We start from the raw sequence: 12358 nt of genomic DNA on the forward strand, positions 1-12358 counted from the left end.
GGCAGATCATCCACGCGTTACTCACCCGTGCGCCGCTTTACTCAGGCCGAAGCCCTTTCACGCACGACTTGCATGTGTTAGGCACGCCGCCAGCGTTCAATCTGAGCCAGAATCAAACTCTCCAGTTAAAAACTGAAGTCGCACGAACGCCCCGTACTTGGGACACCCGCACGATTGATTACTATCGTAAAGGCTGATTCCTTCCCGACTCGCTATTTACTTGTCAAAGAACCGTATCTTGGAACCTGTCGTGAACCCGGTCGGTTACGACTGCCGCCCCGCCGGGGCTTCCCGTCGCGGCGAGGAGCATGTATGCCCCAGCGCCCCGCCAGGTGTCAACCGCTTTTTTCGTTTTCCTCGTTTTTTCCCGAGGACCCCGTGGACCCCGTCGAAGGAATCCGGAAAGCGGCAACCTGCTGATCCGGCTGAAAGAGCGAACCGCGTCGGACGCTGTCCGTTGCGGCGAAGGGGGTATCTATGCGCTTCGCCACCCGGCGTCAACAGGTTTTTCGTCAGTCGGTTGATCATATCCCGGAGTTTCCCCGCAGGCCCGCGCCAGCCGTGGGTTTGTCCCACCAACAAAAATGCACCCCGTCCGAACGACGACGCCCCGGCAAGGCCGGGGCGTCTGGGGAATACGGGATGCGACGCTCCGCTACTGGGCGGCGTGCACGGTGATCTGGTCGCCGGGCTTCAACTGGGCGTCGCGGTCCAGGTTGTTCCAGCGCAGCAGGTCCTTGGGCGGCACGTTGAACTTGCGGGCGATGGCCCACATGGTGTCGCCTTCCTGAACCTTGTACACGATGGCCCGGCCCAGCGGCGCGGCGGCCTGCGCGGCTGCGGGCTTCGCGGACGTCCCCCTGGACGTGGACGCCACGGCCACCGGCGTTGCGGCCCGTTCCGCGTTGCCGCGCGACGCGCTGGCCACGATGGCCTTGTTGGCGGCTTCCGCTTCCTGCCGGGCGATGGCCGTGGCCTCGGCCCCGGCGTCGGGGATGTACAGCTTCTGCCCCACCTGCAGGGCGATGCCGGAAAGGCCGTTGGCCTTCTGCAAGGTTTCCACGCTGCTGCCCTGGGCCCTGGCGATGCCGTACAGGGTGTCGCCCTGCTTGACGATGTAGGTGGCGCGGCGCTCGGCGATGTCGCGGGTGCGGGCGGAGGACGGCTTATCCGGCTTCGCTGCGGACGCGGCCTTGGACGACGGCGGCCCGGCCTGCGCGGTGAAGCTCGACGCGTCGCCCCCGCCGGGAATCATCAGTTCCTGACCCACCCGCAACTTGCCGCCGGACTTGTTGACCCGTTTCAGCACCGAAACGGGCACCCCGCAGCGCTTGCCGATGCGGTCCAGCGTGTCGCCCTGGCGCACCTTGTACACCCGCCAGCCCGCGTAGCTGCGCTGTTGCGGCTTGGCCAGGAACGCGTTGGCCGCTTCCAGGTGCATGGCGTGCACGTAGACGGTGGTGTGGGAATCCGGCGGCGAGATGTAGCGCCGGAAGGCCGGGTTGTTGGCCGAAAAATCGTTCCAGTTCTGGCCCATGGCCTGGGCCAGGGCCATCAGGTCGGTGCCGGGCTTCACGCGCAACGGCTCCAGCTTCGGCGCGCAACTGTAGTCCGGGGCCTGGAAGCCCAGGGATTCCAGATTGCGCATGATCTTGGCGACGGCGATGAACCGGGGCACGTACTGGCGCGTCTCGTCCCTGAGCTGGGCCTTGCCGTCGAGCATGTGGTTCTTGACGCGCAGGTCGAAGAAATCTTCGGCCCCGGTGCCTTCCAGCGCCCGCGAGATCTTGCCCTCGCCCGCGTTGTACGCGGCCAGCGCCAGATGCCAGTCGCCGAAGTCGCCGTACAGCTTCTGCAGGTAGTCGGCCGCCGCGCGGGCGGACTTGTACGGGTCGCGCCGCTCGTCCATCCACCAGTTGTACGACAGGCCGTAGCGCATGCCGGTGTGGGGCATGAACTGCCACACCCCCGCCGCGCCCGCCGGGGACACCGCGTTGGGATTGAACCCGCTCTCGACGATGGCGAGATAGGCGACCTCTTCCGGGATGCCCTGCTGCCGGAACACCTCGCGGATGTGCGGCAGGTAGTTCTGCGAGCGCTTCAGGTAGCGTTCGAAGGTGCCGCGCGCGCGGTGGGTGAAATACTTGAAGTGCAATTCCACGTCGCGCCGGGCCTCGGGGGTGAGGTCCTTGTCCAGTTCGCCGGTGGAGTTGAGGGCCGCCCATTCCTGCGGGGTAAGGGGCACGCCGTCGTCGGCGGGCGGGATGGGCAGTTCCACCACCTCTTCGGGTTCGGCGGCGGGGGCGGCGGCGCTGGGCGGCACCGGGCAGGCTTCCACGGGCTGGACGGGGGGGATATTCTTCTTGGGCGCGCAGCCGGCGGCCAACAACGCCACCGCCGCCAGCACGAGCACGAGCCGGGCGGCACGGCGCGCGCGCAGGGCGGAGGACAGGAGTCTGGTTCGCTGCATGGATGTTCCGGATGTGTTGGGAGCGGCGGGAAGAGGGCCGCGAGAAGGAGCGTGTGTCGGGTCGTCCGCAGAACCGTCCGGCGGGTCGTCCGGCAGGTCGGCGGCGGGTGCCTGGCGGGGGGTCCAGCGTCGGCGGACACCATGGGAATGCCGGAAGGCGCGGGCCGGGCCATCGCCCAGGCCCCTTGCACGGAAGCACGTTCAAGGGTACCTGCGATGTGAACGGCTGCCCGACCCTACCTCATGCCGCCCATCGAACGCAACCCGTCTACCAGCGCCCGTCCGGGCGAAAGCGAAACATGCCCAAGAAGCACCCCCTTTGGGGCACCGTCGCGCGCGACGACGCGCCGCGCGATGCCCGTAACGACGATGCGCGGGACGACCGTTCCCGCTCCGGAAACCGCAACCGCAAGGATGGTCGTCCCGCAGGGCGTCCCGGCGGCCCCCATTCCGGCCGCGACGACGCGCCGCGCGGCCGGGGCGGCAGGCCCGGCAACACCGGAACCGGCCGGGATGACAGGCCGGGCGACCGCCAGGATTCCCGCCCCGGCGGACGCAGGGACAACCACCCCGAAGGACGTGGCGATACGCGGCGCGGCGACCGGCCAGACTCGCGGCCAGATTCGCGACAGGACCGGCGCGGCAGGCCCGACCGGCAGGAACGTTCCGACCGGCCCGGCCGTGCGCCGCACGGTGACCGACCCGCCGATGGGCGGCGCGAAGCCCGTCGGGACTTCACGCCCGACGCCCTCCAGCCCCCGGAGTCCCCGTGCTCCATCCTGCCCGGCGTGAAGCCGGTGCTGGAACTGCTGGAATCGGACCCCGGCCGCGTGGAGGCGGTGTTCATCCGCAAGGGCAAGCGCGGCCGCGAGGTGGACCGCATCGTGGAACTGTGCCGCGAGGCGCGGGTGCGCTTCACCTTTGCCGAGCCGCACGCCCTGGACCGGCTGTTCGCGTCCGGCCAGGCCATCGGACAGCCCATCGGGCAGGCGGCGACCGAACCGGACATGCCGGAACCCGCCGCCGACGACCTTTTCGCCGACGATGCTGATGACGACGACGCCTGGGACATCCTGGAAGGCGACGGGCCGGACGACGGCTCGGACGATGCGGAGGACGACGCCACCCCCTCGCGCGTCCCGCGCTCCTCCCGTCCTTCACATCCTTCCCACCCTTCACGCCCTTCACGCCCTTCGCATCAGGGGGTCATCGCCCGGGTGTTCGACGCCGGGTTCGCCGATCTGGGCGACATCCTGCGCGACGCGCCCGACGCGCCGCTGCCGCTCATCGTGGCGCTGGACCAGGTGCAGGACCCCGGCAACGTGGGCACCCTGGCCCGCACCCTGTACGCGCTGGGCGCGGCGGGGCTGGTGGTGGTGCGCCACGGCGGGGCCGCCCTTGGCGGGGCCGCCGCCCGCGCCGCCGCCGGTGCGCTGGAAAAGCTACCCGTGGCCAAGGTGACCAACCTGGCCCGCGCCCTGGATGAAGCCGACGAGGCGGGCTACACCGTCTATGCTGCCGGTGGGGCGGCAGGTGGGGCTGCGGATGGGGCCGCCGGGGGAGCCGGTGCGGACAGGGACGGCAAGCCCGGCAGCGGGCCGCGCAATCCGTTCACCGAACCGCTACGCACCCCGGCCGTGCTGGTGCTGGGCAACGAGGACACCGGCATCCGGCCCAACGTGGCCAAGCGCTGCCATTTCACCCTGGCCATTCCCATGGCCCGCGACTTCGATTCGCTGAACGTGGCGCAGGCCGGGGCCATCCTTGTGGGATGCTTCGCGGCACGTCGCCACAAAGGGTAGCCGGGCCAAGCCCCGCCGGACTTCCGGGGCCATCCCCCTTCCGGCCACCCCGGACAGCACCGTGACAACACAAAGGCCCCCGTCCTTCCACCAGGAAGGACGGGGGCTTTTCCGCGCCCGGCACCCGCCGCGCAAGGCGGCGGGAAACTACCTGATGTAGTTTGGAATATTCAGGAAAACATCTCGCGTGTAGGTGATCATCTTGTCCATGATCCACGGAAACGAGATGAGCAGCGCGAGAAAGATGGAGACGATCTTGGGAATGAACGACAGCGTCATTTCCTGGATCTGGGTGGCGGCCTGGATGATGCTGACCACCACGCCCACGGTCAGGCCCACGCCCAGCATGGGCAGGGAGATGAGCAGGGCGATTTCGATGGACTGGCGCGCGAAGGCGATGACCATTTCCGGCGTCATGTGATGTACCTCTTCAGACCGCGAAACTGTTGACCAGCGACCCCACCAGCAGCGCCCACCCGTCCACCATGACGAAGAGCAGCAGCTTGAAGGGCATGGAAACCATCATGGGCGGCAGCATCATCATGCCCATGGCCAGCAGGATGCTGGACACCACCATGTCCAGCACCAGGAACGGAATGTAGATCAGGAAGCCGATGGTGAACCCGGTCTTCAGTTCGCTGATGACGTAGGCGGCGGCCAGCATCACCGTGGGCACCTCTTCCTTGGTGCGCGGCTGTTCCATCTTGGTGATGGCGTAGAAGATGGACAGGTCCTTCTCGCGGGTGTGCTTGAACATGAACGAGCGCAGCGGGGCCTGGGCCTTGTCCAGCGCCTCGGTGAAGCCGATGCGCTCCTCGAGGTACGGTTGCAGGGCGGTGTCGTTGATCTGCTTGCCCACGGGCATCATGATCACCACCGTCATGAAAATGGCGAGGCTGGCCAGCACCTGCGAGGGCGGCAGCTGCTGCACCCCCAGCGCCTGGCGGATGAAGTGGAACACGATGATGATGCGGGTGAAGCTGGTCACGGTGAGCATGATGGCCGGGGCCAGCGAGAGCACCGTGAGCATGAACAGGATTTCGAGCAGCAGCGAGACCTTTTCCGGCTCGGTCTGGCCCGCGCCCAGGGTAAGCTGCATGGTGGGCATGACCAGATCCTGCGCCCCATGGGCCACGCCGCCGCACAGGAGCGACAGGAGAGACAGGGGCGCCAGCAGCGCGAGAATCCGGAACGGCGCGCGAATGGCGGCGGATTGGCGGGCTGCGCCGGGCAGGGCGGCTGCGGGGCGGGGCGCTTCCGTCAGGCGGGTGACGCCCCGTCCGGCCGATGCGCGGGAAGAAATGACGGTGGCGGCATCAGCCGCCGGAAGGTGCGCGCCCCTTGCCGAGCGCACGCCCCAGCACCGCGGAGAAGCCGCCGGAGCCGCGCCCGCCGGGCTGGCCGGGCTGGCCGGACATGTCCGGGGCGCTTCCGGAATCGGAGGGTGCGTCGTCGCTGCCGTGCTCATGGTCAAGGTCCTGCTCCGTGAGTAGCGTTATCTGCTGGTCGGTGACGCCCAGCAGCAAACGCTTGTTCAAGAAGCGTACCACCATGAGGCCCTTGCGCGGCCCGACGGGCAGCTGCGCCTCCAGGCGCAGGTCGTCACGCGAGAAACCGCCCGCGCCCGGCACGGCGCGGAACAGCCCGCCGTGGCGGCGCACGGCCCACAGGGCCAGCCACAGCAGGCCCACCAGCAGGAACAGCACGCCCACGGCCTGGATGTACCCGCTCCACGAAAAGGCGGGCACGCTGGCGGCCGCAAGGCCGTCGGACGCGCCCATGGCGGCGCCTGTGGTGGCCCCAATGGTGGCATTGACGTGCGCGATGGTGGCGTTGACGGCGTCGGCGGCCCGGCCCGCCATCTGGCCTGCCGCGTGGGGCAGGGTCTGGGCCGCGTCGCCCAGGGTGGCGTTGGCCGAAATGGCGGCGCGCACCGCGCCCTCCGCCTGCGCGGCGGCTTCGGCTGCGGAACCAACGGCACCGGCAGAACCGGCGGCGGCCACTGCGGGCTCGGTGGCGTTAAGCAAGCTGCTTCACCCGTTCGATGGGGCTGATGATGTCCGTCAGGCGCACGCCGAATTTCTCGTTGATGACCACGGCCTCGCCGCGCGCCACCAGCTTGCCGTTGACGTACACTTCCAGCGGTTCGCCGGCCAGCTTGTTCAGTTCGATGACCGAGCCCTGGCCCAGTTGGAGCAGTTCGTTGATCAGCAGGCGGGTGCGGCCCAGTTCCGCCGAGACGTCCAGCGGAATGTCCAGGATGAAGTCCAGTTCGCGGCGCCCGCTGTCGGGCCGGGGCGACTTGGCCTCTTCCGTCAAATCCTTGAACTTGGCCTCGCGCGCGGCCTGGGCGAAGAAGCCCTGCTCCTTTTCCTTCTTCAGCTGGGTCTGCTCTTCGCTGGCCAGGGCCTTGGCCCATTCCTCGGCCAGACGGGCGTCGTCGTCGCCCCCGCCCGCTCCGGCGGGCGCGGACGCGGGCGCGGGCGCGTCATCCCCGCCGTCCTCGTCCTCCAGCGCGGCAGCCCACTGGGCCGCCAGCAGATCCTGATCGACATCCTTGCCGTCACTCATGGGTATTCCTCTTGCGCGACAAACGCTTACTGGATGACCATTTCGGTAATGTACACCCGCAGCACCTTGGGGCCGCCCAGAATCTGGTTCAGGCGGTCGGCCACCTCGTTCTTGAGCTGCAACTTGCTTTCGATGGGGGCGAGGTCGGCGTACGACTTGCTGGACAACAGCAGGATGACCGCGTCGCGCACCTTGGCCGACTGCCCTTCCAGTTCCTTGACCGTGGCGTCGGAGCCCACCTCCACCTCCATGGTCAGCTTGAGGTAGCGGCGGCCCGTGGGGTCGGCCAGGTTCACCAGGAATGTTGGCAGCTTGGCCACCTTGGCGTTGCGCGCCGGGGCTTCGCCGCCCTTGGCTTCGGCCTTGGACTCGGCCGCCTCGGAGGCGCCCTCCGCCGGCTGCGCGGCGGGCCGCATGACGAACCACCAGTACGCCCCGCCGCCCGCGCCAGCCAGCACGAACAGCAACAGGACGAGGATGATCCACTTCAGCTTGCCGGACTTCTTCTTGGGGGGTGCGGCTTCTTCCGCCACTGCGCTCGCTCCTTGGGCAACTGGACGTTGCGGCGCGCGGACTGGCCGCCCACCGGGCCGCGCACGGCGGCCGCTACTGATATCCGCCGAGCCTCGGCGTGGTCTTCACCAGAATTTCCACCCGACGGTTGCGGTCGGGGTCTTCGGAACCCGCCGCTTCGGCCTGACTGGCCTGATCGCCGGGGTCGCCCGATGCGCCCGCTGCGCCCGATGGGTCCGCTGGACCCGATGGACCCGTCACGCCGGACGCCGGGGGCTGCCCCGCCAGGGACGGCCGGTCCGGACCATAGCCCGCGACGGAAAACCGGGCCGGGTCAAGTTTTCTTTGCACGAAATATTCCAAAACCGTCAGGGCACGCCGTCCGGCCAGTTCGTATCCGGCCGCGTCGCCCCCCGTACCGCCATCCGCGCCGTCCCCGGCCCCGGAAGCCTGCCCGGATGCGGGCGCGCCCTCGCTGCGCGGGTCGCTGTGCCCGGCAATGGCCACGTCGGCGGTGACGTATTCCAGCACTTCGGCCAGCATGCCCAGCAGGGGCCGGGAGGTTTCGCGCAGTTGCCACTGGCCGGGGGCGAACAGCAGGTCGTCGGTCAGGGCCAGCACCACGCCATCGGGATGTTCCAGTATCCGCAGGTTCTTGTCCAGTGTACTTCGGTCCATGCCGGGGGGCAACTCGGCGCCGGGGAACAGCAGTTCCTTGATCTCGCGCTGGTGGGCGTACACCTGCGCGGGCTGCGCCAGCAACGGCTCCAGCAGGCGGATGCGCTCCGGCACCGTGCCGGTGACGCCCGCGCCCTGCTCGCCCGTTTCGCCGAAATGGGAACTGATGCGCGACAGGGTCACCCGGTTCATGGACGACATGGACAGCATCAGCACGAAAAAGGCCAGCAACAGGGTGACCAGGTCGGAATAGGTCAGCAGCCACAACTGGCGGGACTTGCTCTCGTCGCTCGCGCGGCGCGGGCGGGACGTGCCCGGCGAGGCATGGGGGCGCGCAGGCGGCGGCCCCAGGGAAGGAGGGGTGCCGGACATTTCAGCGCCCTCCCTCGCCCTGCCCCGCGCCGGGGGTGGGGCCGGAACCGGTTCCGGGCGTGGCGGACGCGTCCCCCGCGCCCCCCCCGCCAGTCCCGCCAGTCCCGCCAGTCCCGCCAATCCCGCCGGGCGCAGCATCGCCGCCGGGCATGACGAAGTCGAACCGGAACCCCTTGTACTGGAAGGTTTCGCGCACGGGCGCACCGTCCTTCAGGGATTCCATGCGCCGGGCCCATTCGGCGTTGCGCCGGTCGAGCACGATGTCCACCCGGCGGTTGGCGCGCCGTCCGTCCGGAGTCAGGTTGTCGAAGCGGGGGCGCGTGTCGCCGTGGGCTTCCATGAGCATGCTGCCGCGCGGCACGCCGAGGTCCGCCAGCTTGCGGTACACCGCCGTGGCCCGGCCCAGCGAGAGCCGCCACGGCGAGGGCAGCGCCCGTTCGTCCCTCCGCAGCCGGAACAGGATGCCCTCTTCGTCGCGCGCGGGAGAGGCATGCCCGGCGATGAGCACCGGGTGCTCCACCCCGCGCAGCACCGGGGCCACACGGGCCAGCAGGGCCGCGCCGCGCTCGGTCAGTTCGGCCGAACCGGTGCGGAAGAGCACCTCGCCGTTGATGGAGAATATCTGGATGTAGCCGTTTTCCTGGTAGTTGATGTCGTGCTCGGCGTCTTCCCAGAGCATTTCGCGCAGGGGGGTCAGGTCGCGGCCGCGCGGGGGCGCGTCGCCCACCGGGGCCACGCCCGGCACGGGGCGGCCGTCGGCCGCGTCGCGCAGGCTGGCCACGCCCTGTTCCTGCCCGAAGCTGCCCGCCACCGAGCCCACGGCCATGACCCGGCGGCGCTCGTCGATGACCGAAATGGCCACCAGCATCACGAAGAAGCTCAGCAGCAGGGTCATCAGGTCGGAATACGTGATGAGCCACGGCGGCTGGGTGATGCCTGCGGGCTGCGGTTTCCGCCTGACGCGCGCCATGGTCCGTGCTCCGTGGTGGGGGATGGGGTCGGCCTAGTTGGTCCTGCGTTCCTTGGGCGGCTGGTAACAGGTCAGCTTTTCCAGGATGATGCGCGGGTTCTCGCCCCTGGCGATGGCCAGGATGCCTTCCAGCTGCATCTCCATCAGCTGCACCTCTTCCTTGCTGCGGTGGCGCAACTTGCCCGCCAGCGGCAGGAACACCAGGTTGGCCAGCACCACCCCGTAGAAGGTGGTGATGAGCGCCACGGCCATGGCCGGGCCGATGGCCGAGGGGTCGTTCATGGCGCGCAGCATCTGCACCAGGCCGATGAGCGTGCCCACCAGCCCCAGCGCCGGGGCGTAGGAGGCCAACGCGTTGAAGATGTCCACCCCCATGGAGTGGCGCGTCTCCAGCGCGGCGATCTCGCTTTCCATGATCTCGCGGATGGCGTCGGGCTCCAGCCCGTCGATGGTCAGTTGCAGGCCCTTGCGCAGGAAGGGGTCGTCCAGGCCGCGCACGGCGGGCTCCAGCGAGAGCAACCCCTCGCGCCGGGCGCGGTGGGCGAATTCCATGAACTGGTCGATGACCAGGTCGGCGCGGTGCAGCTTGGTGGAGAACGCCTTGCGGGTGATGGACAGCACGCGCAGGGCCACGGGCAGCGGGTAGTGCACCAGCGCGGCCCCCAGGGTGCCGCCCAGCACGATGAGCAGGGCGGCCGAATCCACGAAGAACAGCGGATTGCCGCCCATGGCCAGCGCCGTGCCGATGAGCCCGAACGAGATGAGGATGCCGAGTACGGTTGCCAGATCCATGCGGGTGCCCTTGCTCCGTGCGTCCCCTGTGTATGCCGGGTGGTCCGGCGGCCTGTGCGGCCTTGGCCTACACCCGCTCCGGACGCGGGCCGAAAATGTCCGTGCCCACCCGCACGATGGTGGCCCCTTCGGCCACGGCCACTTCCACGTCGTGCGACATGCCCATGGAAAGATGCGGCAGGGGCAACCCCACGTGGACGGCCAGCCCGTCGCGCAACTCGCGCAGCCGGGCGAAAAACGGGCGCGAGGCTTCGCCGTCGTCGAATATGGGCGGCATGCACATCAGCCCCAGCAGGCGCAGGCGCGGCAGGGCCAGCACGGCGTCCGCCAGGGCGGGCAGGCCGTCCGGGTCCACGCCCGACTTCTGCGCCTCGTCGCCGATGTTCACCTGAAGCAGAATGTCCTGTACCGGCGGGGCGCCCCCGGCGCCCTGCGCGGGCATGGCGGCCAGGCGCTGATCCAGCTTGCGGGCCAGAGTTTCCGAGTCCACGGTGTGCAGCAGCGCAAAGCGCCCCACCACATCCTTGGCCTTGTTGCTTTGCAGGTGGCCGATGAAATGCCAGCGCGGGGCCGCATCCGGACCCATGCCGGTCATATCGGCAACTTCGGCCTGTTTCCGTAGTGCTTCCTGCACATAATTCTCGCCAAAATCACGCTGGCCCGCGGCGACCAGCGCGGCCACCGTCGCGGCGGGATGGTACTTGGACACCGCGACCAGGGTCACCCCGGCCGGGTCACGCCCGGCGGCGCGGGCGGCGCCGTCCACGCGGGCGCGCACGGCGGCCCAGCGGTCCAGCAGGGCATGCGCGGCCTCGGGCGGCAGGAAGGCGGGAACGGCGATATCAGGCATGGCGATCATCCCAATCCATGGAACTACAGAAAGACTGGACGGAAAACACCAGCGCCGCCCGCCGCACCCGGCCCGCACCGAAAGAGGGCGGGCAGGCGGCGGACGGACGGCGCAACGGCAACCGGAACCGGCGGATGCGGGGCGGTCAGGCGATCATGCGCCGCCTATTCGTCGGTCAGGCCCAGCGAACGCAGAAAGCCCACGTCCTCGGTCCAACCTTCGCGCACCTTGACCCACAGTTCAAGGTGCACCTTCTTTTCCAGCAGTTCCTGGATGTCAGCGCGGGCCTTGGTGCCGATGTCCTTGATGGTGGCCCCGGCCTTGCCGATGACCATGGACTTGTGCGACGGGCGGCCCACGTAGATCACCGCGTGGATGGTGACAAGGTCACGCCCTTCCTCCTCGTCCCACTTCTCGATCTCCACGGCCACGGAGTAGGGCAGTTCCTGGCGCAGGGCCAGGAACAGCTTTTCGCGCACGATTTCCGCCGCCATGAAGCGCACCGGCAGGGTGGACAGCTGGTCCTCGGGGTACATGGCCGGGGCCACGGGCAGCTTGGACTTCACCAGCTTGACCAGTTCGGGCAGGCCGTCGCGCGTCAGGGCCGAGACGGGGAACACCTCCGCCCTGGGCCAGATCTTCTGCAGGTCGATGAGCAGGGGCAGCATCTTGGACTTGTCGCGGAACAGGTCCACCTTGTTCACGGCCACGATGACCGGGCGCTCGTCGGACGCCACGGCGTCCATCAGCGGCTTGACGTCGCGTTCCAGGAAATCGGGCTTCTTGATGTACAGGTCCGCGTCCAGCATGACCAGGATCACGTCGGCGCTGTGCATGGACTGCCACGCCGTCTGCAACAGCATCTTGTTCATGCGGCCGCGCTGCTGGTGGATGCCGGGGGTATCCATGAAGATGACCTGCGCGTCCAGCTCGGACAGGATGCCCACGATCTGGTTGCGGGTGGTCTGGGCGCGCGGGGTGACGATGGCCACCTTGTGCCCCAGCGCCGCGTTGAGCAGCGTGGACTTGCCCGCGTTGGGCGGCCCCAGCAGGGCAACCCAGCCGCAGCGGTGTTCGGACTTGGACATTATATGGACTCCTTGCGGAAAAAGGTCGTGTTCTCCGCCGCATGTTCCACAGCGCGGGCCGTGCGTCAAGGAACGGCGCGAACATACGGCGGACGCGCGGGGTACGGCGGCCGGTTGCTGCCGGTCGTGGCCGGTGTGGCCAGCCGCCGGGGCCGGTCGCGCCGGTTGCTGCCGGTCGCGCCAGTCGCCACGGTCGGGGCCGGACAGAATGTGACAAAGGAATGGAGGATGCGGGCGCCGCCCGCGTTCAGT

General features: G+C 68.9%; 12 protein-coding genes and 1 rRNA gene. 1 reads left to right on the forward strand and 12 read right to left on the reverse strand.

What is annotated here, in order from left to right; all coding sequences use genetic code 11:
- Window positions 1–128: ribosomal RNA gene (locus V6B97_RS14735) — 16S ribosomal RNA — on the reverse strand; the annotation flags it as partial.
- 527 nt (window positions 129–655) lie between these two features.
- Entirely contained in the window at window positions 656–2470 is a 1815-nt protein-coding gene (locus V6B97_RS14740; RefSeq protein WP_333507271.1) for a LysM peptidoglycan-binding domain-containing protein, read from the reverse strand.
- A gap of 776 nt (window positions 2471–3246) precedes the next feature.
- Here V6B97_RS14740 and V6B97_RS17460 point away from each other — a divergent pair.
- Window positions 3247–4272 carry a TrmH family RNA methyltransferase gene (locus V6B97_RS17460; protein WP_442935497.1) on the forward strand — a complete coding sequence of 342 codons (1026 nt, stop codon included), beginning with the start codon at window positions 3247–3249 and terminating at the stop codon, window positions 4270–4272.
- Window positions 4273–4419: 147 nt separating this feature from the next.
- On the opposite strand, the gene fliQ is transcribed toward V6B97_RS17460, so the two are convergent.
- From fliQ to era, 10 genes are all read right to left on the reverse strand, one after another.
- Window positions 4420–4689 carry a flagellar biosynthesis protein FliQ gene (gene fliQ / locus V6B97_RS14755; RefSeq protein ID WP_333507272.1) on the reverse strand — a complete coding sequence of 90 codons (270 nt, stop codon included), beginning with the start codon at window positions 4687–4689 and terminating at the stop codon, window positions 4420–4422.
- 13 nt (window positions 4690–4702) lie between these two features.
- Window positions 4703–5380, reverse strand: a complete 678-nt coding sequence (fliP, locus tag V6B97_RS14760) for a flagellar type III secretion system pore protein FliP (protein ID WP_333507298.1) — start codon at window positions 5378–5380, stop codon at window positions 4703–4705.
- 208 nt (window positions 5381–5588) lie between these two features.
- A complete protein-coding gene (fliO, locus tag V6B97_RS14765; RefSeq protein ID WP_333507273.1) occupies window positions 5589–6299 on the reverse strand; it encodes a flagellar biosynthetic protein FliO in 711 nt (236 codons plus the stop codon).
- Window positions 6292–6843, reverse strand: a complete 552-nt coding sequence (gene fliN / locus V6B97_RS14770; RefSeq protein WP_333507274.1) for a flagellar motor switch protein FliN — start codon at window positions 6841–6843, stop codon at window positions 6292–6294. The genes fliO and fliN overlap by 8 nt, the downstream gene beginning before the upstream one ends.
- Window positions 6844–6869: 26 nt before the next feature.
- Entirely contained in the window at window positions 6870–7376 is a 507-nt protein-coding gene (locus V6B97_RS14775; RefSeq protein ID WP_333507275.1) for a flagellar basal body-associated FliL family protein, read from the reverse strand.
- A gap of 73 nt (window positions 7377–7449) precedes the next feature.
- Entirely contained in the window at window positions 7450–8406 is a 957-nt protein-coding gene (locus V6B97_RS14780) for an OmpA/MotB family protein (protein ID WP_333507276.1), read from the reverse strand.
- Window position 8407: 1 nt separating this feature from the next.
- A complete protein-coding gene (locus V6B97_RS14785; protein ID WP_333507277.1) occupies window positions 8408–9376 on the reverse strand; it encodes a flagellar motor protein MotB in 969 nt (322 codons plus the stop codon).
- Between the two features lie 33 nt (window positions 9377–9409).
- Window positions 9410–10168 carry a motility protein A gene (locus V6B97_RS14790; protein ID WP_333507278.1) on the reverse strand — a complete coding sequence of 253 codons (759 nt, stop codon included), beginning with the start codon at window positions 10166–10168 and terminating at the stop codon, window positions 9410–9412.
- A 67-nt stretch (window positions 10169–10235) separates the two neighbouring features.
- Complete coding sequence (locus V6B97_RS14795; protein WP_333507279.1) at window positions 10236–11018, reverse strand: YggS family pyridoxal phosphate-dependent enzyme; 783 nt, start codon at window positions 11016–11018, stop codon at window positions 10236–10238.
- A 164-nt stretch (window positions 11019–11182) separates the two neighbouring features.
- Entirely contained in the window at window positions 11183–12106 is a 924-nt protein-coding gene (gene era, locus V6B97_RS14800) for a GTPase Era (RefSeq protein ID WP_333507280.1), read from the reverse strand.
- Between the last annotated feature and the right edge of the window lie 252 nt (window positions 12107–12358).

Source organism: Nitratidesulfovibrio sp. 1201_IL3209, from assembly GCF_036763125.1.
Lineage (GTDB): Bacteria > Desulfobacterota > Desulfovibrionia > Desulfovibrionales > Desulfovibrionaceae > Cupidesulfovibrio.